This window comes from Nocardioides jiangxiensis (assembly GCF_030580915.1).
GTDB classification, from domain to species: domain Bacteria; phylum Actinomycetota; class Actinomycetes; order Propionibacteriales; family Nocardioidaceae; genus Nocardioides; species Nocardioides jiangxiensis.
The window spans coordinates 87022-111718 of the sequence record NZ_JAUQTA010000002.1; the positions used below are offsets into that span (position 1 = coordinate 87022).

Below are 24697 nucleotides of genomic sequence, written 5' to 3' on the forward strand. Positions count from 1 at the left end.
GGGCCTTGTGCCTGAGCTGTCCACAGGGGCTCGGCACGAGGCCCGTCTCGGCACAGGCCCCGTCTCGGCGTTCGTGGGAAGGGGTCAGGACGTGGGCGGCGGCCCGAACGGCCGCGCCCCGAGGTGCGGCATGACGATGCCTTCGATGTCGAAGCGGGCCTTGATCCGCTCACGCATGGCGCGGGCGACGCGTGCCTTCTCGCCGGGGGCGGTCTTCAGGGTGACCCGCACGGTCACGACGTCGCCGGCCAGCGCCTCGACGCCCCAGACCTCCGGCTCCTCGATCACAGCGCCGACGAACATGGGGTCCTCCCACACCTCGTGCGCCACGGAACGCAGCACGCTGCGGACGTGGTCGAGGTCGGCGTCGTAGCCCACGGGTACGTCGAGCACGGTGCGTGCCCAGCTCTGGCTCATGTTGCCGACCCGCAGGATCTCGCCGTTGCGGACGTACCAGACCGTGCCGTGCACGTCGCGCAGCCGGGTGACCCGCAGTCCGACGGCCTCGATCGTCCCGGTCGCGGTGCCGAGGTCGACGGAGTCGCCGACGCCGTACTGGTCCTCGAAGATCATGAACATGCCCGAGATGTAGTCCTTGACGAGGCTCTGGGCGCCGAAGCCGATGGCGAGTCCGACGACGCCGGCACTGGCGATGATCGGCCCGATCGAGTAGCCGAGCTCGTCGATCACCATCAGCGAGACCACGAAGACGATCACCGTGGTCGCGATGCTGAGCACGAGCGAACCCATCGTCCGGGCCCGGACCTGACGCCGTTCGTTGAGCGGGCCGCTCGCGATCCGGGCGATCATCCGCGCGATCAGGCGCGCGGCGAGCCACCGGATCGCGAGGCCGCCGACCACGAGGACGAGGATCGAGAGGGGCCGTCCGACGAGCACGGTGGCGAGGTCGGAGACCGTCTCGTTGTGCGTCAGGCGCCAGGCGAGGTCGCAGGAGATGCCGTCGTTGGTCCCGCACGGGGAGGCGGCGTCGGCGAGGTGGATCGGGCTGACCAGGGTGGTGCTGAACGACATGGGGACGAGGCTACGGGCACGACTCACGTGCGCACGCCCGGGCCCGATATGCTGATCCGCGTGAACATCCTGACCCTTCCGCTCGTGGTCCCGCAGGGCTGGGCCGAGCACACCGACGTCGACGGTCTCCGTGCGCTGCTGGTCTTCATCGGCTACCCGGTGGGCCTCTTCGCCCTGATCGTCCTGCTGGTCCTCCTGCCGCGCCTGGTCAGGGGCGGCTCCGCCGCTGGCACCGAGAGCGAGTGGTTCGGCGGCCCGCGCAAGTCGGGTGACGAGCTGGCTGCTCCCGACGGCGAGGACTCGAAGGCAGGCGGCGCCGGTGCCCGCTGGTGACGCCTTCACCCGTGAGCAGCGCCTGAGCATCGCCGAGGCGATCCGGAAGGCGGAGCTCCGCTCCCGGATGGAGATCACGGCGTACGTCGGGCCCGCCGAGGGCGACCCGCGTTCGTTCGCGACCCAGCTGCACAACACCCTGGCGGCACCGAGCCGCTCGCTGGTGATCATGGTCGACCCGGCGCAGCGCGCGCTCGAGATCGTGACCGGCGGATGGGTGCGTGAGCGGCTCAGTGACGAGCAGGTGCAGCTCACCGCGCTCGAGATGCAGCTCGCGTTCTCCGAGGGAGACCTGGCCGGCGGCCTGGTCCGCGGCATCGGCTCGCTCGCCGACCGCGCCACTGCCTGACACAGCACGTACGACGAAGGGCCCCGACCGTCACGGTCGGGGCCCTTCGTGCGTCGAGACGGGGCCCGTGCCCGGCACGGGCCCCGTCTCGACGTGGCACGGGCCCCGTCTCGGCGTGGCACGGGCCCCGTCTCGGCGTGGCACGGGCCCCGTCTCGGCGTGGCACGGGCCCCGTCTCGGCGTGGCACGGGCCCCGTCTCGGCGTGGCACGGGCCCCGTCTCGGCGTGGCACGGGCCCCGTCTCGGCGTGGCACGGGCCCCGTCTCGACGTGGCACGGGCCCCGTCTCGGCGGGTCAGCGTGCGTCGCGCTCCTGGGCGGCGAGAGCGCGCGCCAGGTCGGCGCGGCCCTCCCTGACGTAGCGCACGGCAGCCGGGTTGACGCCGTCGGACTTCTCCAGCCACGCGTCGACCTTGGCCAGCGTCTCGGCGGTCGGGTTCGCGCGCGGGAAGCAGAGCTCCAGCGCGAGCCGGGCCAGCCACACCGTGCGGGTCTCGAGGATCGTGCCGGCGACCTCGAGGTAGCGGTCGACGTACGGCGCGAGCAGCTCGGCCTGGCCCGCGACCTGGAAGTTGGCGCACGTGCGGCGAGCGGTCTCGTTCGGGGTGTCGTCGGCGACGACACCGATCTGCCACGCCCGCTCCTTGGCCTCGGCCGTCGGGATCGCGGCGCGGGCACCCGACGCGGCCTCCTGGCCGGTGATCGTGGTGTCGCGCGCGAGCTCGGCGTCGATCTCGGCGTCACCGATGCGCCCGGCGGAGGCGAGCGAGGCGACGAGCGCCCAGCGCAGGTCCTGCGAGACGTCGAGGCCCTCGACGGTGTGGTCGCCGGCCAGCAGCGAGGCGATCCAGTCCAGCGCATAGTCGGTGTTGGGCGACGCGGCGAACGCCCGCACCAGCGCGAGCTGGTGGTCGCTGCCGGGCTCGGCCTTGCTGATCAGCCCACGCAGGCCGTTGGACCAGATCTCCTTCAGCGAGTCCCGGTTCACCCCGGGCGCGGAGAACAGGTCGACCGACGACTTCGCGTAGCCGAGCAGCGCGCCCACGGCGGTCAGGTCCGACTCGGTGCCGACGCCCTGGAGCACGAGCGCCACGAAGTCGGTCGCCCGCATCTCGGCGTCGCGGGTCATGTCCCACGCGGCACCCCAGCAGAGTGCCCGGGCGAGGGAGTCGTCGAGCTTGTCGATGTGCTCGACCAGCGTGGCGAGGGAGCGCTCGTCGAGGCGGATCTTGGCGTAGGTCAGGTCGTCGTCGTTGAGCAGCACGAGGTCGGGCTGCTGCTGCCCGACCAGCTCGGCGACCGGCGTCGAGGCACCCGCGATGTCGGTCTCCACCTGCGAACGACGGACCAGCCGGCCCTCGACCAGGTCGTAGAGGCCGACCCGGATCCGGTGACGACGCAGCGTCGGGTAGTCGGCGGCCGCCGTCTGCGTCACGGCGAACGAGGTGAACGCGCCGTCCTCGCCCACCTCGAAGGCTGCCGAGAGCGTGTTGACGCCGGAGGTCTGCAGCCACTCCTCAGCCCAGCCGGAGAGCTCGCGGCCCGAGGCGTCCTCGAGGGCGCCGAGCAGGTCGGTGAACTCGGAGTTGGAGAAGGCGTGCTTCTGGAAGTACGCGCGCAGGCCGGCCAGGAACGGCTCCTCACCGACCCAGTGCACCAGCTGCTTCAGCGTCGAGGCGCCCTTGGCGTAGGTGATGCCGTCGAAGTTCTGCTCGACGGCCTCGAGGTCGTGGTTGTCGGCCGCGATCGGGTGGGTCGAGGGCAGCTGGTCCTGGCGGTAGGCCCAGTTCTTCCGCGCGTTGGTGAAGCCCGTCCACGCGTCGGCGTACTTCTCGGTCGCCTTGGCGGCGGCGTGGTGCGAGGCCCACTCGGCGAAGGACTCGTTGAGCCAGAGGTCGTCCCACCACTTCATGGTCACGAGGTCGCCGAACCACATGTGCGCCATCTCGTGGAGGATCGTGTTGGCGCGCTGCTCGTAGAACGCCTTGGTCTGGCGCGAGCGCGGGAGGTACTCGTCGCGGAAGGTCACGCACCCGGCGTTCTCCATCGCGCCCATGTTGTACTCCGGCACGAAGAGCTGGTCGTACTTGCCGAACGGGTAGGCGAACGCGAAGGCCTCCTCGAAGAAGCCGAAGCCCTGCTTGGTGATCTCGAGGATCTCGTCGCTGTCGAGGTGCTCCACCAGCGACTGGCGGCAGAAGACGCCGAGCGGGATCTCGCCGTGCTCGCCCGTGTAGACGTCGCGGACCTCGTGGTACTCGCCCGCGACCAGCGCGGTGATGTACGTCGACATGCGCACCGTCTCCGCGAACTCCCAGCGTGCGACGCCCTCCGACACGGGGACGGGCGACGGTGTGGGGGAGTTGGAGGTGACCGACCAGTGGGCCGGCGCGGTGACGTGGAAGGTGAAGACCGACTTCAGGTCGGGCTGCTCGAAGGTGCAGTAGACGCGGCGCGCGTCCGGCACCTCGAACTGCGTGTAGAGGTAGACGCGGCCGTCGGCCGGGTCGACGAAGCGGTGCAGGCCCTCGCCGGAGCGGCTGTAGGCGAGGTCGGCCTTGACCACGAGGGTGTTGTCGGCGGCGAGGTCGGTGAGCGCGATGCGGGAGTCCGCATAGGCCACCGCGGGGTCGATCGCGGTTCCGTTGAGCGTGATCTCGTGGATCGTGCTCGCGCCGACGAGGTCGGCGAACGTGGCGGCACCAGGCTCCGAGCACGAGAAGCGGATGGTCGTCGTGCTGGCGAAGGTGGTCTCGGACTCGCCACTCAGGTCGAGCTGGACGAGATAGGACGCGACGTCGAGGAGCGCAGCGCGGGTGGCCGCCTCCTCGCGGGTGAGGTTGGTTCCGGGCATGCCTGCCATCCAACCACCACGCCCCGGCAGGAGGCTGCCGGGGCGTGGGGTCGATATGGAAGCGTGATCAGGCGTGGGCTGCTGCCTGCGGACGGGCCAGCACCTCCGGCTGGAGCAGCGCTGCCAGCCGGTCGGCATCGAGGAGGCCGTGCTCGAGGACCAGCTCGGCGACGCCTCGGCCGGAGGTGAGCGCCTCGCGCGCGATCGCCGTCGCGGCCTCGTAGCCGATCGTGGGGTTGAGCGCGGTGACCAGGCCGATCGAGTGCTCCACGTAGGCGCGGGTGACCTCGGCGTTGACGGTGATGCCGTCGACGCAGCGCGCAGCCAGCACGAGGCAGGCGCTCTCGAGGTGGCTGATGCTCGCCGCGAGCGACTTCCAGATCAGCGGCTCGAACGCGTTGAGCTGCAGCTGTCCGGCCTCGGCGGCCATGGTGACGGCCACGTCGTTGCCGATCACCTCGAAGGCGACCTGGTTGACGACCTCGGGGATCACCGGGTTCACCTTGCCCGGCATGATCGAGGAGCCCGCCTGCACGGGCGGCAGGTTGATCTCGTTGAAGCCGGCCCGCGGGCCCGAGGAGAGCAGGCGCAGGTCGTTGCAGGTCTTCGACAGCTTGACCGCCACCCGCTTGAGGACGCCGGAGAGGTGCACGAAGGCACCGCAGTCCTGTGTCGCCTCGATGAGGTCGGCGGCGGTGACCAGCGGGAGCCCGGTGATCTCGCGCAGGTGGCGGCAGGCGGCCTCGGCGTACCCGGCCGGGGCGTTGAGGCCCGTACCGATCGCCGTGGCGCCGAGGTTGATCTCGTGGAGCAGCGCCGCGGACTCCTCCAGGCGGGCGCGGTCCTCGCCGAGCATGACGGCGTACGTCCGGAACTCCTGGCCCACGGTCATCGGCACCGCGTCCTGGAGCTGCGTGCGCCCCATCTTGAGCACGTCGGCGAACTCGTCGGCCTTGCGGGCGAAGGACTCCTCGAGCACGCGCATCGCGTCGGCCAGGCCGCGCAGCGACACGATCGTCGCCACGTTGACCGCCGTGGGATAGGCGTCGTTGGTCGACTGGCTGAGGTTGACGTGCTCGTTGGGGTGCAGCCGCGCGTAGTCGCCGCGGGCGTGGCCGAGGTGCTCCAGTGCGCGGTTGGCGATGACCTCGTTGGCGTTCATGTTGGTCGAGGTGCCCGCCCCGCCCTGGATCGCGTCCACGACGAACTGGTCGTGGAGCGCGCCACCGCGGATCTCGCGGCAGGCGGTGACGATCGCCTTGGTCAGGTCGGTCGGCAGCAGCCCGAGCTCGTGGTTGGCGAGGGCGGCCGCCTCCTTCACCGCGGCCAGGGCCGTGACCAGGTGCGGGTAGGCACTGATCGTGGCGCCGGTGATCGGGAAGTTCTCCCGGGCGCGTGCGGTGTGCACGCCCCAGTAGGCGTCGGCGGGGACGGGCTTGTCGCCGAGCAGGTCGTGCTCGATGCGGACGGTTCCGGTGGTGGGCATGGTTCCTCGGGGTTCGGTCGCGGGTCTCGCGACGGGGTGGTGGTGGGGAGGGGTCAGGCGAGGGAAGCGGCGAGCGCGAGCCCGTCGCGGCCGTTCGTCGGCCAGGCGGCCGTCGGCAGGTGGGGCCGGAGGGCGTCGACGTCGACACCGGCGCGGCGCAGGACCGCGAGGGTCGCGGGAAGGCGGGCCCGGTCGCCGCCGTCGGCGATCTTGACCGCGACCGCGGTGCCGTCGGGAAGGGCCGCGACCTGGACGGCCTCGAAGCCGTCCTTGGCGACCAGCCCGGGCACCGCCCGCATCAGCGCGGTGGTGTCCCGGCGGCTGCCGGCGACCAGCTCCGGGTGGCTCCGGTACGCGGCGGCCACGGCCTGCTCCGGGGTGCCCGGTGGCGCGCTGGCGATGTGGCCGACGGCGCGAGCCAGGCCGCGCAGCGACACCGCGAAGAGCGGCGCGCCGCACCCGTCGACCGCCACGTGCGCCGGCGGCTGGCCGGTCAGTGCCGTGACGGTCTCCGCGACGGCCAGCTGGAGAGGGTGCTGCGGGGAGAGGTACTCCTCGCGGGCCCAGCCGTTGAGCACGCAGGTCCGCAGCATCGCGGCATGCTTGCCCGAGCAGTTGTGGGCCAGCTTGCGCGGGCCCCGCCCGGAGGCGATCCACGCGGTCCGCTCGGCGGCGTCGTACGGGAGGTCGGCCGGGTTGCCGAGGTCGTCCTCGGCGAGGCCGACCGAGGCGAGCACGGCGCGGGCGGTGTCGAGGTGGACCTGCTCGCCGGAGTGGCTGGCGCCCGCGAGCGCCAGCTGGTCCGCCGCCAGGTCGGCACCCAGGCGCACGAGGGTGGCCGCCTGCAGCGGCTTGGCCGCCGAGCGCGGGTAGAACGGTGCCTCGACGTCGCCCGCGGCGAAGACGACGTCGCCGGTCGGGGAGAGCACGACAGCGGAGCCGTGGTGCACCCCCTCGACCATGCCGTCACGACGGAGCTCCACCAGCGGGACGTGGGCCGGGCTGCCCGCCGGGACGGCGGGGTGTCGAAGCTGGTCGACCGTGCTCGTCATCAGGCGATCTCGTCGATGATGCTGGAGTCGACACGACGGCGGACGGCGTACCAGCCGGCGACGAGGGCGGCAACCAGGACCGGCACGATCAGCAGGGTCGTCCGGCCGACGTCGTCCCCGGCCATCAGCACGGCGACGGTGACCAGGAAGAGCAGCGTCGCGATCTCGGTGAACGGCGAGAACGGCAGGCGGAACGACGGCCGCTCGACCTCGCCGCGCCGGGCAGCACGGACGAAGAGCAGGTGGCAGATCACGATGATGCCCCACGTCGCGAGGATGCCGATCGAGGCCAGGTTGAGGACGATCTCGAAGGCCTGGTCGGGCACGATGAAGTTGAGGAAGACGCCGGCGACGCAGACGCTCGCGGTGAGCAGGATGCCGCCGTACGGCACGTGGCTGCGGTTCATCCGGCTGGCGAAACGCGGGGCGGAGCCGGCCGCGGAGAGCGAGTGCAGGATGCGGCCGGTGGAGTAGAGGCCGGAGTTGAGGCTGGACAGCGCAGCCGTGAGCACGACGAGGTTCATCACGTCGCCGGCAGCCGGGACGCCGATGTTCGACAGGACCGTCACGAACGGGCTCTCGCCGGCCTTGTACGCCGACCACGGCAGCAGCATCGTCAGCAGGATCACCGAGCCGACGTAGAAGATGCCGATGCGCCACATGATCGAGTTGATCGCCTTGGGCAGGACCTCGTGCGGGTTCTCCGCCTCGCCCGCGGCGACGCCGACCAGCTCGACCGAGGCGTAGGCGAAGACGACGCCCTGCATGAGCACGACCATCGGCAGCACGCCGTTGGGGAAGATGCCGCCGTCGCTGGTCAGCAGGTGCGGGCCGGCGTGGGTGTCGCCCACCTGGTGCCCGGTCACGATCAGGAAGATCGCGATGCCCATGAAGGTGATCAGGGTGGCCACCTTGATCAGCGCGAACCAGAACTCCATCTCGCCGAAGACCCGCACCGAGAGCAGGTTGAGCGCCAGCACGACCGCGAGCGCGCCCAGAGCGAGCACCCACTGGGGGACGGGGCTGAAGAACGACCAGTAGTGGGCGTAGAGCGCGATCGCGGTGATGTCCGCGATGCCGGTCGTCGACCAGTTGAGGAAGTACATCCAGCCGCTCGTGTAGGCACCCTTCTCGCCCATGAACTCACGCGCGTAGGAGACGAAGGCGCCCGAGGACGGTCGGTAGAGGACGAGCTCGCCGAGCGCACGGACGACGAAGAACGCGAAGAGGCCGCACACGGCGTACGCGATGGCCAGCGACGGGCCCGCCTGCGCGAGCCGGCCGCCGGCGCCGAGGAAGAGCCCCGTGCCGATCGCGCCGCCGATGGCGATCATCCGGATGTGGCGGGCCTTGAGCGCCTTCTCGTAGCCCTCGTCGCTGTGGTCGACGGCGTGGTGAGGGTGCGGAGCCGGGCGGAGGGTCTGCTCGGTCATGAGGGGTACTCCTGGGTGGGGGTGGGGGAGGAGGCGTGCGTGCGGCTCACGATGTGCTCGAGGGCCTGGTCGACGTGGTCGAGGTGGGCGCACATGGCGAGCTCGGCCTGGTCGGTGGAGCCGGAGGCGATGGCCTCCACGATCCGGCGGTGCTCGACGTTGGAGGCTTCGCGGCGGTCGTCGAGCTGGTTGAGGAAGGCGGACTGCACCGCGAGCGCGTCGCGGATCTCCTCGATGACCTTCCCGAAGACCGGGTTGCCCGATGCGCGGGCGACGGTGATGTGGAACAGCGAGTCCAGCGACACCCAGAAGGCGTCGTCGGTCTCGGCGTCCATCCGGTCGAGGAGGTCGGTGAGGGTGGCCATGTCGTCGGCGGTGTGCCGGGTCGCGGCATAGCCCGCGGCCGGGACCTCGACGTGGCGGCGGACCTCGAGGAGGTCGCGCGCCGAGTAGCTGCCGAACGTCGGGCTGTCCGCGGCCTGCGCCGACACGACGTACGTGCCCTTGCCGGTGCGGGACTGGGTGAGGCCCAGCGCCTGGAGCCCACGCAGCGCCTCGCGGACCACGGAGCGGCTGACGCCGAAGTCCTGGCTGAGGGTGGACTCGGAGGGGAGGCGGTCGCCGACGGCCCACGTGCCGTCCTCGATGCCCGAGCGGAGCTCGGCGAGAAGGGCCTCCATCGCGCTGATGCGACGGAGAGGCTGCGGTCCGGCTGTCTGCCTGTCTGACAGGTTCATGTGAAGCAGCCTCGGTGGTGCAGGTCACATCTGTCAAGGGATCCGGACCGGATTCGTCTCGGCGGCTCGGGTGGCGCGCGCCAAATACCTGCGGACTAGGCGACAATCAGGCCATGCCTGCCGTGCACGTCGTGCCGCTCAAGGAGGCGACGAAGGCCTGGGCCCTCGTCGCCCTCCAGACCTTCGGTGGCCCTGCGGGCCAGATCGCTGTCATGCAGCGCACGCTCGTCGACGAGCGGCGCTGGCTGGGGGAGCGCCGCTTCCTCCACGCGCTCTCCTACTGCATGCTGCTGCCCGGCCCCGAGGCGCAGCAGCTGGCCATCTACACCGGGTGGCTCCTCAACGGCTGGATCGGCGGCCTGATCGCCGGGGTCCTCTTCGTCCTCCCCGGCGTCGTCGCCCTGCTCGGCCTCTCCTGGCTGTACGCCGCCCATGGCGACACCACGCTCGTCGCCGGGGTCTTCGCGGGGCTCGCGCCGGCGGTGCTCGCGATCGTGCTGCAGGCCGTGCTCCGGGTGGGCGGGCGGGCGCTGACGACGCGCGTCCTCGTGGGCCTCTCAGTGGCCGCCTTCGTGGCGCTCGCGCTCTTCGGGGTCCCGTTCCCGCTGGTCGTCCTCGGCGCCGGTGTTCTCGGCTGGCTCGTGCACCGGCAGCGCCCGGACCTCGTGGTCGGCGGCGAGCACAAGGCGTCCGGTGCCGACGGTCCCGCGCCGCTGATCCCGGACGACGCACTCCACCACGCCGTGCCCTCGTGGCGTCGCAACCTCGCGATCGTCCTCGGTGGTGCCCTCGTCTGGGCAGTGCCCGTCGCGCTCGCCGCGGCGGTCTTCGGACGGCACTCGATCTACGTCGACGAGGGGCTCTTCTTCGGCGGCACCGCGCTGGTCACCTTCGGCGGGGCGTACGCCGTCCTCGCCTTCGTCGCGCAGAAGGCCGTCGAGTCCTACGGCTGGCTCTCGGGCGCTGACATGGTCAAGGGCCTCGCCCTGGCCGAGACGACGCCCGGTCCACTGATCATGGTCGTGCAGTTCGTCGCGTTCCTCGGCGCATGGCACGCGCCGGGCGACCTCGCGCCGTGGCAGGCGGCGCTCATCGCCTCCCTGTTGACGACCTGGGTGACCTTCGTGCCCTGCTTCGTCTTCATCTTCCTCGGCGCCCCGTACGTCGAGCGGCTCCGCGGCAACGCGGCGCTCTCCGCCGCCCTCACCGGCATCACCGCCGCGGTCGTGGGCGTCATCGCCAACCTCGCCCTCTACTTCTCCGTCCACACGCTCTTCGAGCGGACCCGGACGGTCACCGCCGGGCCCCTGCACGTGCTCGTGCCGACCTGGTCGTCGTTCGCCTGGCAGCCTGCGGCGATCGCGGTGGTGGCGCTGCTGCTGGTCTTCCGCCTGCGGTGGTCGGTCCTGCGGACACTGGGGGTCTGCGCGGTGCTGGGGCTCCTGCTCCAGCTCGCCTGACCGTGCACTCGCGAGGGCGACAGCGCCACGCCCGGCACGGAGAAGTCGACTTTCGGCGCGCACGTCACGCACCATGGGGCAGGTGCGCATGACACGTCTCGGAATCCTGCAGCCCCTGATCATCCCGGCCCTGGCCCTCGCCCTCGTGCCGCCAGGCGCGCCTGCGGTGCCCCACGTCGCCCTCGCGTCCGGTGCCGCGACCGCACCTTCCGGAGTGGGCCTCCGCCCCGGTGAGACGCCCGTGCGCATCCGCACGCTGTCCCTCCCCGGTCGGCTCGTGGAGCACGCGCCCCGGTTGCGCTCGACCCACCCCCTTCCGCTCGACAGTGCAGAGCAGGTGGCCGTGACCTGGGCCGCGGGGCAGCCCGCTCCGCAGGTCGAGATCCGCACGCGGGCCGCTGCCCGGTGGTCCACGTGGGAAGCGGTGCAGCCGCTCGAGGACGGCGAGGCGTCCGAGGGCAACGGCACCGCCGGCAGCGACCTGGCCTGGGTCGGTCACCGCTCCGACGTGCAGATCCGGGTCCGGGGCGCGCTGCCCCGCGGCCTCTCCGCCGTGCTGATCGACCCGGGGCACCGCGATGCCGATGCCGACCCGCGGGCTGCCTCGACGCCGGACGCGCCGGAGCCGGGCGCGCCGACGCACGACGCGTCGACGCAGGACGCGTCGACGTACGGCGGGGCGGTCCCTGCGGCGTACCGGCTCGCGGCGGACACGACGACCAGCACGACATACCACGACACGGTGCTGGACTCGCCGCCGAAGACGACGTTCCCCACGCCGCACGCCCCGCGGCCCTTCATCTACACCCGTCACGCCTGGAACGCCGACGAGTCGCTGCGCCCCAACCCGCCCGAGTACAGCCTGACGATCTCGCAGGTGCACCTGCACCACACGGTGTCGACCAACAGCTACACGCGGTCCGAGGTGCCGGCGATGATCCGCGGCATGTACAGCTACCACGTGAAGACGCTGGGCTGGAACGACATCGGCTACAACTTCCTCGTCGACCGGTTCGGACGGATCTGGGAGGGCCGCTACGGCGGCATCACCTACCCGGTGCGCGGCGCGCACACCCTCGGGTTCAACCACCGCTCGGTCGGCATCTCGGTGATCGGCAACTTCGAGACCGCCAAGCCCACGGACGCCCTGCTCAGCTCGGTGGCCAGGCTCGCGGCGTGGAAGCTCGACCTCTACGGCCGGCCAGCCTCCGGGACCACCTCGCGCACCTCCGAGGGCAGCGATCTCTACCCCAACGGCGAGGTGGTGAGGCTGCCGGTCTTCGACGGGCACCGCGACACCAACCAGACGGCCTGCCCGGGCCGCTACCTCTACGCGCGACTGCCTGACCTGCGTCGCTGGGCCCAGCGGATCGAGAACCAGTACTGACGGCAGCCCGGCCGGCGGCGTCGGGGCCCGCTGCGCGCCACTAGGATCAGGCCCATGAGCAAGGTTCTCTCCGCTGTCGCATGGCCGTACGCCAACGGTCCCCGCCACATCGGCCACGTGGCCGGTTTCGGCGTCCCGTCCGACGTCTTCAGCCGCTACATGCGGATGGCGGGCCACGACGTGCTCATGGTGTCCGGCTCCGACGAGCACGGCACCCCGATCCTGATCGCTGCCGACGAGGCCGGCCTGACGCCGCAGCAGCTCGTCGACCAGAACCACCGGCTGATCGTCGAGGACCTCACCGCCCTCGGTGTCTCCTACGACCTGTACACGCGCACCACGACCCGCAACCACGAGGCGACCGTCCAGGAGCTCTTCCTCGGCGTCTACGAGAACGGCTACTTCGTCGAGGAGACGACGTTCGGCGCCATCTCGCCCTCGACCGGCCGCACGCTGCCCGACCGCTACATCGAGGGCACCTGCCCCAACTGCGGCTACGACGGCGCGCGCGGCGACCAGTGCGACAACTGCGGCAAGCAGCTCGACCCGCAGGACCTGAAGAACCCGCGCTCGAAGATCAACGGCGAGACGCCGGAGTTCATCGAGACCCAGCACTTCTTCCTCGACCTGCCGGCGCTCGCCGAGGCGCTGGGGGAGTGGCTGGACCAGCGCGAGGCCTCGGGCCTGTGGCGCCCCAACGTCATCAAGTTCTCCAAGAACATCCTCGACGAGATCCGGCCGCGCGCGATGACCCGCGACATCGACTGGGGCATCACCGTCCCGCTCGACGGCTGGCGCGAGAACCCGACCAAGAAGCTCTACGTCTGGTTCGACGCGGTCATCGGTTACCTCTCCGCCTCGATCGAGTGGGCGCGTCGTTCGGGCAACCCGGAGGCGTGGCGTGACTGGTGGAACGACCCCGAGGCCCTGTCGTACTACTTCATGGGCAAGGACAACATCACCTTCCACAGCCAGATCTGGCCCGCCGAGCTCCTCGCCTACGACGGCAAGGGCTCCCGTGGCGGCTCCCCGCGCTCGCTCGGCTCGCTCAACCTGCCGACCGAGGTCGTGTCGTCGGAGTTCCTGACGATGGAGGGCAAGAAGTTCTCCTCGTCGAAGAAGATCGTGATCTACGTGCGGGACCTGCTGGCGCGCTACCAGGTCGACGCGTTCCGCTACTTCGTCGCCTCCGCCGGCCCGGAGTCCCAGGACTCCGACTTCACCTGGGCGGAGTTCGTGCGCCGCACCAACGACGAGCTGGTCGCGGGCTGGGGCAACCTGGTCAACCGCACGGCCAACCTGATCGCCAAGAACTACGGCGAGCTGCCCGCGGCCGGTGACCTCGAGCCGGTCGACCTCGCCGTGCTCGAGGCCGTGGAGGGGGCCTTCGCGACCGTCGGCGACCTCATCGCGCACCACCGCCAGAAGGCCGCCATCGGCGAGGCGATGCGCGTGGTCGGCGAGGTCAACAAGTACGTCTCCGACCTCGAGCCCTGGAAGCTCAAGGGCGAGGAGAACGCCGCCAGGCTCGCCACCGTCCTGCACGTCATGGCGCAGTGCGTGGTCGACCTCAACGTGGTGCTGTCGCCCTTCATGCCGCACTCCGCCAACGCGATCGACGCGATCATGGGCGGCTCGGGCGACGTGCAGCCGATGCCGGCGATCGTCGAGGCCGACGACCTCGACGGCGGTGCGGGCTACCCGATCATCACGGGTGACTACACGACCGCACGCTCGTGGGGCCGCACCCCGATCGTCCCTGGTACCCCGGTCGCGAAGCCGGCGCCGGTCTTCGTGAAGCTCGACCCGTCGGTGGTCGAGGAGGAGCTCGAGCGCCTCAACGGCTGAGCCCGCTGACTGGCGCGTCCACGAGCGACGGGCCGATCCGCGGGTCGTTCCGGGCCCTTGGGCCTGCGGCATGGTGCGTTCCAGCCCTGTACCGGCCGCGGCGTCCGCGCTGTGCTGGGTCCATGACCACACCGTGGCTCCGCTGGACCGCAGTCGTGACGGCTGCGGAGGCGGTCGGGTTTCTCGTCCCGGCCGTCGTCGGCGCCACGACCACGCACGCCGCGCCTGCGGTGGGGTGGGGAGGGCTCCTGCTTGCAGGCGCGGTCGAAGGTGCCAGCCTGGGCGCTGCCCAGGCCTGGGTCCTCGGCCAGCTCGTCCCCGGCCTCGATCGAGGGCGATGGGTGCGGTTCACGTCGGCGGCCGCGGTTGCGGCGTACGCGCTGGCCGGGGCCGCGGTGTGGTCCATGGGCTGGCCCTCCCGGGCTGCCGGTGCAGCGGTCGCCGGTGCTGCGGCCGTGCTGCTCCTGCTCAGCCTCGGTGGCCTGCAGGCCGTGGAGCTGCGTCGTCACGTACGCCGGTCCTGGCGCTGGGTCCTCTGGACCGCGGCCGCGTGGCTGCTGGCACTCGGTGCCTTCCTCGGCATCGCGACGCCGTTGTGGCACGAGGGCCAGCCCCTCGCGCTGACCATCGCCTATGGCGCACTCGCCGGCGTGGTCATGGCCTTCGTGCAGGCGGCGGTCACCGGGTGGGGCGTCGGCCGGGTGGTCGGCACTCAGAGCCGCGCGAGCGCGGCCTTGAGCGGGTCCAGCCCGAGCGAGCCCAGGTCGAGCGCGGCCGTGTGGAACGCCTTCAGGTCGAACGCCGACCCGGCCCGGGACTGCGCCTCGGCGCGTGCCTCGAGCCAGATCCGCTCGCCGACCTTGTAGGACGGCGCCTGTCCCGGCCAGCCGAGGTAGCGGTTGACCTCGAACTTCAGCGACCCGTCGTCCATGCGCGAGTGGGCCCGCATGAACTCGAGGACCAGCTCGGCGGTCCACGTCTCGCCGACCCGCCAGTTCCAGGGGTTGGGCGGGATGGTCAGACCGAGGTGGACGCCGATGTCGACGACGACCCGCGCGGCGCGGAAGCCCTGCATGTCGAGGAAGCCGAGCCGGTCGCCCGGGTCGGCGAAGAACCCGAGCTCGTCCATCAGCCGCTCGGAGTAGAGAGCCCATCCCTCACCGTGGCCGCTGACCCAGCACATCAGCCGCTGCCAGCGGTTGAGCAGGTCGGCGCGCAGCACCGCCTGGGCGCACTGCAGGTGGTGGCCGGGCACGCCCTCGTGGAAGACGGTCGTGGTCTCGCGCCACGTGGAGAAGGTCTGGTGGTCGTCGGTGAAGGAGAACCACATCGTGCCGGGCCGGGACAGGTCCTCCGAGGGCGGCGTGTACCAGGCACCCCCGTCGTTGACGGGTGCCACACGGCACTCGAGGCGCTGGATCGCCGGGTCGATGTCGAAGTGGACCCCGTTGAAGTCGCGGACGATGCCGTCGGACTTCTCCTGCATCCAGGCCTGGAACGCCTCGCGCGACCCGAGGTCGCGCGAGGGATCGGCGTCGAGGGCCGCCACGGCATCGGCGATCGACCCTCCGGGAACGATCCGCGTGGCGGTGCGGTCCATGTCCGCCTCGATCCGGGCCAGCTCCTCCCAGCCCCACGCGTAGGTGGCCTCGAGGTCGACGGTCGCTCCGAGGAACTGGCGCGACGCCAGGGCGTAGTGCTCGCGGCCGACGCCGTCGGCCGCGCGGCCGAGCGGGGCCAGCTCGTTGGTCAGGAACGCGCCGAACTCCGCGTACGCCGCCGACGCGGACCTGGCGGCCCGGCCGAGCGCCTCACGCTGGCCGTCCGGTGCGGCGGCCACGAGGTCGGTGAAGAAGTTGGCCGAGGTGCGCTGACCGGTCCAGCCCGCGATCTGCGCCGCGTGCTCGACGTACTGCCGGCGGGCGACGACGCGCCCGGCGGCGGCCTCCTCCAGCAGTGTGGTGCGGTACTGCTCGAGGGCGGTGGGGATGGCGGAGAGCCGCGACCCGATCGTCTCCCAGTCCTCGGCCGTCGCCGTCGGAAGCAGGTCGAAGGACTCGCGGATGGCGTTGGACCAGCCGCTGATCACGGACAGCTCGTGGCGTGCCAGCCCGGCGTCGATCGTCTCGATCTCGAGACCGGTTCGCTCGAGGTAGGCGTCCTTGGCGACCTGCTCGCGCTCGTCGGACGGCGTCGCCGCGGACACCGCCGCGAAGCCCGCGCGGGCCAGCGCCTCCCGCGCAGCATGACCGTCGGGGGAGAGGTCGGGCAGCTCGTGGTCATGGCCCGGGACCCCCATCGCGGTGGCGCTGATCGGGTCGAGCGCGGCGACATCGGTGACGTACTGGTCGGTGAGCTGGTCCACGGGGCGGGTCATGCTCGCCAAACTAGTGGTCAGTGCAAGCGCACCGCATCGGAGACAGCGGCCCGGTCCGTGCGGAACCCGTTGACCGGCGCGTCGGCCGCGGGGAAGCCGAAGGAGACGCCGAAGACGACCATCCTGTCCTCGCCCAGTCCGAACCACTCGCGGAAGAAGGCCCCGTACGACGCCAGTGCCGCCTGCGGTGCGGCGCCCAGGCCCAGCGCCTCCGCGCCGAGCAGGAACGACTGCAGCCACAGCCCCGCGTCGACGGCGCCGTAGGGCCCGAGCTCGGCCGGTGTGTGCACGATCGCGACGTGCGGTGCCCCGAAGAACTCGAAGTTCTTCAGCATCTGCACGAAGCGGGCGTCCTTGTCGGAGCGCTCGATGCCCAGGGCGTCGTACAGCTGGAAGCCGCACTCGCGGCGGCGCTCGCCGTAGACGCCCGGGAAGGAGGTCGGCCACTCCAGGTCGGGGGAGGTCGGCGAGGACAGCACGTGGGCGACCAGGGCCTCCCGCAGGTCGACCAACGCCGCCCCGGACACGACCTCGACCTGCCACGGTTGCGTGTTGCACCACGAGGCGGTGCGCTGGGCCATCCGCAGGAGCGCGTCGAGGGTCTCGGCGGGCACCGGCTCGTCGGCGTACGCGCGGCAGGTGGAGCGGCGGTCCTGCAGGGCGGCGAGGGACGCGAAGGCATCGGACGTCATGCGCTGGAGACTAGTGTCGCGCCATGCAGAACGAGAGGACGGCGTGGTGCTGATGGGTGTGCTGAGCCGGCTCCGGCGTGGCACGGGCGACGAGGGTGGCCACGACCACGGAGCGCACCACCTGGTCGTCGTACGGATCCCGGCGGATCCCGGCAACCCCTTCGGCGCGATGGCGTGGTCGGGTCCGGTGGTGGGGTGGCTCGAGCAGACCGGCCTCGGTGAGCTGCTGTCGGCGGGGGCGGGCGCTGCCCACCACAAGGGGCCGGGCGGTGTGCCGTTCATCCAGCTGGACCTGGCCCTGCACGACGTCGCCCCGAAGGCGCTCGGGAGGCTGGTCGCCGAGCTCGAGCGACTCGGTGCTCCGGCGGGTTCGCGGTTGCGCACCGAGCACGGTGAGCCGGTGCCGTTCGGCCTCTGAGAGAATGACGCCATGCGCGTTCACCTCGGCAGCGACCACGCCGGCCTCGAGCTCAAGGACCACCTGATGAACTGGCTGGTCGACAACGGCTACGAGCCGGTCGACCACGGTCCGTTCGTCTACGACGCCCTCGACGACTACCCGGTCTTCTGCATCCGTGCGGCGGAGGCCGTTGCGGCCGAGCAGGCCGACGGGCTCGACTCGCTCGGTGTCGTCATCGGCGGTTCCGGCAACGGCGAGCAGATGGCGGCCAACAAGGTGATCGGCGTCCGCGCCGCCCTCGTCTGGAACGACGCCACTGCGCAGCTCGCCCGCGAGCACAACAACGCCAACGTGGTCTCCGTCGGAGGCCGCCAGCACACGCTGGAGGAGATGACCCGCTTCGTCGGCATCTTCCTCTCCGAGCCGTTCCCGGGCGACGAGCGCCACGTCCGCCGCATCGCGATGATGAGCGACTACGAGGTCACCCGCGAGCTCCCGCCGCTCCCGGAGTCGGCGATGTCCGGCCCGGCCGACCGGGACTGACCCGTGCCCGAGGGGCACACCCTCCGACGCCTCGCGATCGACCTCACCGCCGCCTTCGGTGGTGAGGTCGTCGCCGTCTCCAGCCCGCAGGGCCGCTTCGCTGCCGACGCGGCGCAGCTCGACGGCACCGAGCTGGTCGCCGCCGACTCGGCGGGCAAGCACCTCTTCGTCGAGTTCTCCGGCGAGCGGTTCGTCCACATCCACCTCGGCCTGATCGGCAAGCTCGACGTACGCCGTGGGCCCGCGCCGGCCCCGCAGGGAGCGGTCCGCCTGCGCCTCGCCACCCCCTCCTGGTACGCCGACCTCCGCGGGGCAACCCGCTGCGACCTCGTCGACGCGGCCCGCAAGGCCGCGGTCGTGGCCGAGCTCGGGCCGGACCCGCTGCGGCCCGACGCCGACCCCGACCGGGCCTGGGCGCGGATCGGGAGGAGCGAGCGGAGCATCGGCGACCTGCTGATGGACCAGGCGGTCCTCGCGGGCGTCGGCAACGTCTACCGCGCCGAGGTGCTCTTCCGGCACCGGATCGACCCGCAGCGCCCAGGCCGCACCCTCCGCAAGGCCCAGTGGCAGGCGATGTGGGACGACCTCGTCGTGCTCATGGCCGAGGGGGTGCGGCTCAACCGCATCGACACGGTGCGCCCCGAGCACACCCCGGAGGCGATGGGCCGTGCGCCGCGCGTCGACGACCACGGCGGCGAGGTCTACGTCTACCGGCGCACCGGCCAGGCGTGCCTGGTGTGCGGTGCGTCCGTGAGGACGCAGGACCTCAAGGGACGCAATCTCTTCTGGTGCCCGCGTTGCCAGCCGACTTTCCGTTCGCGGGCCCGCTCTGCACCGTAGGGTGAGGTCGACCAACCACCGGTGAAGTAGAGGATCTCGTGGCCCGCGCCCACCGCATGACCAGTCTGGCCACCCTCCGGGGGCGGGGCCAGCTCCTCGTGCTGTACGCCCACGTCGTGGGCGTCCTCGCGTGCGCGGCGGTCCTGACCGGGAGCCCGGACCTGGTCCCGATCACGGTCTTCATCCTCCCGCTCTTCTTCGCCAGCCACTACCTCGGGCCGAAGCACCTTCCCTGGTACGTCGTCTTCCTGCTCGGGATCATGCTCGTCTGCGTCGCCCAGCGTCAGCGCAGCGACCTGCGCACGGCGATCGGCGTCGTGGTCGTCTTCGCGCTCGCGTTCCTGGTGCTCCGCAGCTCCTTCCGGCGCTCGCGGCTCGGTGTGTCGGGTCCTCGTGGCGAGTCGATGCTCGTCGACCTGCGCGACCGGATCCTGTCGCAGGGCATGCTGCCGCCGCTGCCTGCGGAGTGGTACGCCGAGACCGCCCTGCGCTCGGCGGGCGGCACGCCGTTCGCCGGTGACTTCGTGGTGGCCTCGCGGCCTGGCAACGGGCGGCGCCTGGAGCTCGTGGTCGTCGACGTGTCCGGCAAGGGAGAGGACGCCGGCACCCGCTCGCTCCTGCTGTCGGGCGCCTTCAGCGGCCTGCTCAACGCACTTCCGCCGCGGGAGTTCCTGCCGGCGGCCAACGACTACCTGATCCGTCAGGACTGGGACGAGGGGTTCGCGACGGCGATCCACCTCTCCCTCGACCTGTGCACAGGGGACTTCGAGCTGCGGGCGGCAGGCCACCCGCCGGCCGTGCAGCTCGTCGCCGGAGCCGGGCGCTGGGTCGTGCACCCCTCGGAGGGCGGCACCGTCCTCGGTGTGCTCGAGGACGCCGAGTTCCCGGCGGTGACCGGCACGATGCGCCGCGGCGACGCGCTGCTGCTCTACACCGACGGCCTGGTCGAGAACCGCAGCCGCGACATCGCCCTCGGCATCGACCGCCTGCAGGGCCAGGGGGAGCGGCTGCTCCGCACCAGCATGGACGACGGCGCCCGTCGGCTGATCGACAAGCTGGGCTCGCGCAACGACGACCGCGCGCTGCTGCTGGTCCACCGCCGGTGACCTGATTCGGCCCGCTCGGAGCGGTGTGGCACGATGTCACCCGCGCATTTGCGCCCGTCCGCGGGTGCGACATGAGCACGCGGATGTAGCTCAATGGTAGAGCCACAGTCTTCCAAACTGTTTACGCGGGTTCGATTCCCGTCATCCGCTCCAAGGGCCCGGGAAGGGCCACTTGGCGGGGCGTAGCGTAGTGGCTAGCGCGCCTGCTTTGGGAGCAGGAGATCGCAGGTTCGAGTCCTGTCGCCCCGACAGCCACTGCAACGCAACAGACTCCCTGCATCACTCATCTATACCGAGGAGAAACACGGTGAAGAGCGCCGTCGAGACCCTGAACCCGACCCGGGTCAAGCTGACCGTCGAGGTCCCCTTCGAGGAGCTCAAGCCGAGCCTCGACGCGGCCTACAAGAAGGTCGCCGCGCAGGTCAACATCCCCGGTTTCCGCAAGGGCAAGGTCCCGCAGGCCGTCCTGGACCGTCAGGGCTACCGCGGCTTCGCGCTGGACGAGGCCGTCAACGCGGTCCTCCCGAAGGCCTACGGCGAGGCCCTCCAGGACAACAACCTCGAGCCCCTCGGCCAGCCCGAGATCGAGGTCACGAAGTTCGAGGACAACGAGGCTCTCGAGTTCACCGCCGAGGTCGACGTGAAGCCGGAGATCACCCTCCCGGCCTACGACGGCCTCGAGGCCGAGGTCGAGGACATCACCCTCACCGACGAGGACGTCGAGGAGCAGATCGTTGCCCTCCGCGAGCGCTTCGCGACGCTCAACGACGTCGAGCGCGCTGCTGCCGACGGCGACTTCGTGACGATCGACCTGGTCGCCAGGAAGGACGGCGAGGTCGTCGAGGGCGCCGAGGTCTCCGGCATGTCCTACAAGGTCGGCCGCGGCGGCATGCTCGACGGTCTCGACGAGGCGCTCGTCGGCATGGCCGCGGGCGACGAGAAGACCTTCGGCTCCGAGCTGGTCGGCGGCGAGCTGGTCGGCGAGGCCGTCGACGTCACCGTCAAGGTCACCGGCGTCCAGGAGCAGGAGCTCCCGGCGTTCGACGACGAGTTCGCCCAGCTGGCCTCGGAGTTCGACACGGCCGACGAGCTGCGCGAGGACGTGCGCACCCGCCTCGGCAACGGCAAGCGCCTGGAGCAGGCCGCCGCCGCTCGTGACGCCGTCCTCGAGAAGCTCCTCGACCAGGTCGAGATCGCGCTCCCGGAGACGATCGTCACCGACGAGCTCAACGCCCGCCGCCAGCAGGTCGAGCAGCAGCTGATGTTCGCCGGCCTCTCGATGGAGAAGTACCTCGAGGAGGAGGGCCAGACGCAGGACGAGTTCGAGGCCGAGCTCGAGCGTCGCGTCCGCGACGCGATCACCGCGCAGTTCATCCTCGACGAGGTCGTCAAGGCCGAGCAGTTCGGTGTGGAGCAGCAGGAGCTCACGAACCACGTGCTCATGCGCGCCCAGCAGCAGGGCCAGGACCCGCAGAAGGCGTTCGAGCACCTGCAGGAGCACCCGCACCACATCCAGGAGTACGTCCAGGAGATCCTCCGCGGCAAGGCGCTCGCCTCGATCGTCGAGGGTGCCACCGTGAAGGACGCCTCCGGCAACGTCGTGGAGCTGAAGAACCTGCGCCCCGATGGCACCATCGGCGAGCCCGAGGTCGCCGACGACGACACGTCGGACGCCTGAGGCTCATCTGCCTGACCCAGCATCGAGGCCCCGGGGACCGCACGGTCCCCGGGGCCTCGTGCCGTCCGCAGGCGCCCGTGGTGGCTGTCGCGTGACGGTATCCAGCGTGATCCGGACCGCAGTCCCCGCGTGACACGGACCGCAGCGAGTGCGCCGGGCGCCCTTGCGGTGGGAGACTTGTCCGGTGAACGCGTCCCCGCTCGTCCCTCTCGGTGACGACGAGTACGCCGTCTCCCTCCCGCCCGGTCAGCACCGGGGCCACCCGGACGCGCCGGACCCGTTCCGGACCGCCCAGCACATCGGTGAGGGCATCGCGGGGCGCGTGCAGTTCGGGCTGGGGCTGATCCGTGCGACCGCAGGCCTCGGCCTGCGCCTCGTGGCGCTGGGTCGCCGTCCGCTCGCGCTGGCCGCAGGCCCGCTGGGGCGCCAGCAGGTCCTCGAGCGGCAGAAGCTCACCCGGCCTCCGGTGGCCGTGCGGTTCCTCGACGAGGACCTCGAGCTGGAGACCGAGGACCTCGCTGTCGCCTACGGCGCCGAGGTCGACCCGATCGAGGCGGGTGACCACCTGGTGGTGTTCGTGCCGCAGCCGGGTGAGGACGAGCGGTCGTGGCGCCGTTCCGTGGAGGAGCTCGGCGGCACGTACGCCTCCCGGCTCTCCGGCCTGCTCGGCTGGACCCCGGTGCAGCTCCGCGTCGACGACACCGTCGGCATCGGCAACGCCGCCGTCGAGCTCAGCGGCGTGCTGCAGGAGCTGGTCGAGGCGTGGCCCACCGCCGTACGCCGGATCGCGATCGTCGCGCACGGCACCGGTGGCCTGGTCGCCCGTGGCGCGCTGGGCGTCGTCGCGCCGGGGGAGCGGCCGTGGGCGGACCTCGTCACCGAGCTCGTCGCGCTCGGCACGCCGCACCTGCAGGCTGCTCCGCAGCGCTTCGCCCGCGAGGCCGGACGCCGGCTCGAGGAGCGGCTCGCCGGCATCCTGGCGGCCGACGAGGAGATCGTCGACGTCCCGCCGCGCCGTGGAGTGCGCTACCTCCTGGTCACGGACCGTGCGATGGGGATGCCCAACCCTGCCGGTGCCGTGCTGGGCGGCATGCTCTGGTGGCGGCAGCGGGCGCTGCGCCAGGTCCGCCGGGCGCGCGACCTGTTCCCGACCGCCGAGCGCCACGAGGTCACCCTCGGTGCCCAGTCCCTCGTGAACCACCCCGATGTCCACCGCTCGCTGATGGACTGGCTGCGCTGAGCGTGTGACGCAGATCGAGTGGACAACTGTTCACTGAAAACGGACACTAGGCGTCATGTCCGCCCTTGAGCCCGCTCCCGCAGCTGCCCGTGTCGTCGCCACGGCGTCCACCGACGGAGCCACCCTCCACGGCACCGGCGCCCTCGCCGCGACGTACGCCGAGGACCTGCTGCTCGGCACCGTCCGCGACACCCACCTCGCGATCGCGAACCGTGTCTGGGGGCTGGTCAACCCGGCGACCGCCGGCGCCGCGAAGCCCTCCCAGCTCGTGCACGACGCCATCGCCGGCGGCATCTACGCGTCGCTGGGTGCCGGACTGCGTGCCGGTGCGAAGGTGCTCGACCGCCAGGACCGCAAGGGCCGCGGTCGACGCACCGAGGACCTCCGCCTCGGCCGGCACGTCACGTCCGTGGTCAACGGCCTGATCGGTGACCGGCTGACCGAGGACGGCAGCTCCAGCGCGATCCGGATGGCGGTGCGCGACGGCGGGCACGACGTGCCGATGACTCCGCAGGGCCTGCGTGCCGCGTTCCCGCAGGCCAGCGGGCAGGTCGTCGTCTTCGTGCACGGCCTCATGGAGCACGACGAGCACTGGGACCGTCGCGCCGACGAGCTGCCGTCGTACGGCGCGGCCCTCGCCGCCACGGGGGAGTGGTCGCCGGTCCGGCTCCGCGTCAACACCGGCCTCTCGATCGCCGAGAACGGCGTCGCCCTCGCAGCCCTGCTGGACGAGCTCGTCGCGGGCTGGCCCGCGCCCGTGACCCGCATCGCGCTCGTGGGCCACTCCATGGGCGGCCTGATCATCCGCCGCGCCTGCGTCGTCGACACCGGCGCGCCGGAGCCGTGGCGCGAGCTGGTCACGGACGTCGTCATGCTCGGCACTCCTCACCTGGGCGCGCCGCTGGAGCGGCTCGTCCACGGCGGTGCGTGGGCGCTCGGCAAGCTGCCCGAGGTGCGCTCCATCGGTCGCATCCTCGACACCCGCTCCGTCGGCATCTCGGACCTGCGTCGCGGCGTCCGCGACGAGGTCGCCCGGCTGCCGCACGTGCGCTACCACCTCGTGTCCGCCACCCTCGGCCCGACGGTCTTCCATCCCCTCAGCGTGGCGTTCGGCGACCTGCTGGTCCGCCACCCCTCGGCCATGGGACGCTCGGGCCGCATCGACCTCTTCCCGGGGGCCAGCACGCTGCACCTGCCCAACACCGACCACTTCGGGTTGCTCAACCACCCCGAGGTGCACCGCAAGCTGAAGGAGTGGCTCGCATGACCGAGTCCCGTCTGCCCACCCTCCCCGCCGACCGGGAGCTGCGCGCGGAGACCGTGGTCGACGCGCCGGTGGCGGCCGTGTGGGCGGCCCTGACCGACCTGAGGCGGATGCCGGAGTGGAGCCCCGAGCTCCTCGCCATGACCCCGCTCAAGCGCGGCGGCCTGCGGCTGGGCCAGTGGTACCTCGGGTGGAACCGCAAGGGACTGGCCGTCTGGCCGAGCCGCAGCATCGTCACCCAGCTCGACCCCGAGCGGACCCTCGCCTGGCACACGGCGACCTCGGGCGCGACCTGGATCTTCGAGCTTGCAGCGGAGGGGGAGGGCACGCGCCTCGTGCAGCGTCGCCCGGTGCCCCGGCTGACCTGGATCTCGCGGATCTACGCGCCCCTCATGCTCGGGGGCGGCGCCGCACACGCCGACGCCCTCGAGGCGGACATGGGTGTCACCCTGTCCCGGCTCAAGGCTGCTGTCGAGCGCCGCTGACCCGGTGCGGACCCCGCGGGGACCCCGCGCAGCCCCCGCTCGTGCGGCGAAATCTGCTGTCGGCGAACAGGGCGGTGTATGCCGTGGAAATGTCGGTCGCCG

Annotated in this window: 21 protein-coding genes and 2 tRNA genes; 15 read left to right on the forward strand and 8 right to left on the reverse strand. The window is 71.7% G+C overall.

The window, feature by feature from the left end:
- Positions 1-84: 84 nt before the first annotated feature.
- The gene (locus Q5722_RS11775) at positions 85-1032 is read right to left on the reverse strand and encodes a mechanosensitive ion channel family protein (RefSeq protein WP_305028461.1); all 948 of its coding nucleotides are present in this window, start codon (positions 1030-1032) and stop codon (positions 85-87) included.
- Positions 1033-1092: 60 nt separating this feature from the next.
- Here Q5722_RS11775 and Q5722_RS11780 point away from each other — a divergent pair, with 60 nt between their 5' ends.
- Both Q5722_RS11780 and Q5722_RS11785 read left to right on the forward strand, forming a co-directional pair.
- Positions 1093-1365 (forward strand): hypothetical protein, encoded by a 273-nt coding sequence (locus tag Q5722_RS11780; RefSeq protein ID WP_305028462.1) that lies wholly within the window; start codon positions 1093-1095, stop codon positions 1363-1365.
- Positions 1352-1714 carry a DUF5130 family protein gene (locus Q5722_RS11785; RefSeq protein WP_305028463.1) on the forward strand — a complete coding sequence of 121 codons (363 nt, stop codon included), beginning with the start codon at positions 1352-1354 and terminating at the stop codon, positions 1712-1714. Before Q5722_RS11780 ends, Q5722_RS11785 begins: the two co-directional genes overlap by 14 nt.
- A 294-nt stretch (positions 1715-2008) precedes the next feature.
- Here Q5722_RS11785 and pepN read toward each other — a convergent pair whose 3' ends face one another.
- The 5 genes from pepN to Q5722_RS11810 form a co-directional block, all read right to left on the reverse strand.
- Positions 2009-4567: an aminopeptidase N gene (gene pepN / locus Q5722_RS11790; RefSeq protein WP_305028464.1), complete on the reverse strand. Its 2559-nt coding sequence runs from the start codon at positions 4565-4567 to the stop codon at positions 2009-2011.
- A 67-nt stretch (positions 4568-4634) separates the two neighbouring features.
- The gene (gene aspA, locus Q5722_RS11795; protein ID WP_305028465.1) at positions 4635-6053 is read right to left on the reverse strand and encodes an aspartate ammonia-lyase; all 1419 of its coding nucleotides are present in this window, start codon (positions 6051-6053) and stop codon (positions 4635-4637) included.
- 53 nt (positions 6054-6106) lie between these two features.
- Entirely contained in the window at positions 6107-7105 is a 999-nt protein-coding gene (locus tag Q5722_RS11800) for an asparaginase (RefSeq protein ID WP_305028466.1), read from the reverse strand.
- A complete protein-coding gene (locus tag Q5722_RS11805) occupies positions 7105-8538 on the reverse strand; it encodes an amino acid permease (protein WP_305028467.1) in 1434 nt (477 codons plus the stop codon). Before Q5722_RS11805 ends, Q5722_RS11800 begins: the two co-directional genes overlap by 1 nt.
- Positions 8535-9218, reverse strand: coding sequence for a FadR/GntR family transcriptional regulator (locus tag Q5722_RS11810; RefSeq protein ID WP_305028468.1), 684 nt, complete (start codon positions 9216-9218; stop codon positions 8535-8537). Before Q5722_RS11810 ends, Q5722_RS11805 begins: the two co-directional genes overlap by 4 nt.
- Positions 9219-9388: 170 nt before the next feature.
- Here Q5722_RS11810 and chrA point away from each other — a divergent pair, with 170 nt between their 5' ends.
- From chrA to metG, 3 genes are all read left to right on the forward strand, one after another.
- Positions 9389-10735, forward strand: coding sequence for a chromate efflux transporter (chrA, locus tag Q5722_RS11815; protein WP_305028470.1), 1347 nt, complete (start codon positions 9389-9391; stop codon positions 10733-10735).
- An 88-nt stretch (positions 10736-10823) separates the two neighbouring features.
- Positions 10824-12122 (forward strand): peptidoglycan recognition protein family protein, encoded by a 1299-nt coding sequence (locus Q5722_RS11820; RefSeq protein WP_305028471.1) that lies wholly within the window; start codon positions 10824-10826, stop codon positions 12120-12122.
- Between the two features lie 54 nt (positions 12123-12176).
- On the forward strand, positions 12177-13970 hold the full coding sequence (gene metG / locus Q5722_RS11825; protein WP_305028472.1) for a methionine--tRNA ligase: 1794 nt from the start codon (positions 12177-12179) through the stop codon (positions 13968-13970).
- A gap of 712 nt (positions 13971-14682) precedes the next feature.
- Here the strand turns inward: metG and Q5722_RS11830 are convergent.
- Both Q5722_RS11830 and Q5722_RS11835 read right to left on the reverse strand, forming a co-directional pair.
- A complete protein-coding gene (locus tag Q5722_RS11830; RefSeq protein ID WP_305028473.1) occupies positions 14683-16347 on the reverse strand; it encodes a DUF885 domain-containing protein in 1665 nt (554 codons plus the stop codon).
- A 17-nt stretch (positions 16348-16364) separates the two neighbouring features.
- Positions 16365-17039 (reverse strand): nitroreductase, encoded by a 675-nt coding sequence (locus Q5722_RS11835; protein WP_305028474.1) that lies wholly within the window; start codon positions 17037-17039, stop codon positions 16365-16367.
- Between the two features lie 43 nt (positions 17040-17082).
- Here Q5722_RS11835 and Q5722_RS11840 point away from each other — a divergent pair, with 43 nt between their 5' ends.
- The 10 genes from Q5722_RS11840 to Q5722_RS11885 all read left to right on the forward strand — a co-directional run bounded on the left by Q5722_RS11840 (position 17083) and on the right by Q5722_RS11885 (position 24595).
- Positions 17083-17457 carry a hypothetical protein gene (locus Q5722_RS11840; RefSeq protein WP_305028475.1) on the forward strand — a complete coding sequence of 125 codons (375 nt, stop codon included), beginning with the start codon at positions 17083-17085 and terminating at the stop codon, positions 17455-17457.
- A 12-nt stretch (positions 17458-17469) separates the two neighbouring features.
- Positions 17470-17982: a ribose-5-phosphate isomerase gene (locus Q5722_RS11845; RefSeq protein ID WP_305028476.1), complete on the forward strand. Its 513-nt coding sequence runs from the start codon at positions 17470-17472 to the stop codon at positions 17980-17982.
- Positions 17983-17985: 3 nt separating this feature from the next.
- A complete protein-coding gene (locus Q5722_RS11850; RefSeq protein WP_305028477.1) occupies positions 17986-18822 on the forward strand; it encodes an Fpg/Nei family DNA glycosylase in 837 nt (278 codons plus the stop codon).
- Positions 18823-18860: 38 nt separating this feature from the next.
- The gene (locus Q5722_RS11855; RefSeq protein WP_305028478.1) at positions 18861-19928 is read left to right on the forward strand and encodes a PP2C family protein-serine/threonine phosphatase; all 1068 of its coding nucleotides are present in this window, start codon (positions 18861-18863) and stop codon (positions 19926-19928) included.
- A 79-nt stretch (positions 19929-20007) separates the two neighbouring features.
- A tRNA-Gly gene (locus tag Q5722_RS11860) sits at positions 20008-20081 on the forward strand.
- Positions 20082-20104: 23 nt separating this feature from the next.
- Positions 20105-20177: transfer RNA gene (locus Q5722_RS11865), tRNA-Pro, on the forward strand.
- Positions 20178-20235: 58 nt separating this feature from the next.
- Positions 20236-21606: a trigger factor gene (gene tig, locus Q5722_RS11870; protein ID WP_305028479.1), complete on the forward strand. Its 1371-nt coding sequence runs from the start codon at positions 20236-20238 to the stop codon at positions 21604-21606.
- A 184-nt stretch (positions 21607-21790) separates the two neighbouring features.
- Positions 21791-22846 carry an esterase/lipase family protein gene (locus tag Q5722_RS11875; RefSeq protein ID WP_305028480.1) on the forward strand — a complete coding sequence of 352 codons (1056 nt, stop codon included), beginning with the start codon at positions 21791-21793 and terminating at the stop codon, positions 22844-22846.
- Positions 22847-22901: 55 nt separating this feature from the next.
- A complete protein-coding gene (locus Q5722_RS11880) occupies positions 22902-24113 on the forward strand; it encodes a lipase family alpha/beta hydrolase (RefSeq protein WP_305028481.1) in 1212 nt (403 codons plus the stop codon).
- Positions 24110-24595 (forward strand): SRPBCC family protein, encoded by a 486-nt coding sequence (locus Q5722_RS11885; RefSeq protein WP_305028482.1) that lies wholly within the window; start codon positions 24110-24112, stop codon positions 24593-24595. The genes Q5722_RS11880 and Q5722_RS11885 overlap by 4 nt, the downstream gene beginning before the upstream one ends.
- The last annotated feature ends 102 nt before the right edge of the window (positions 24596-24697 follow it).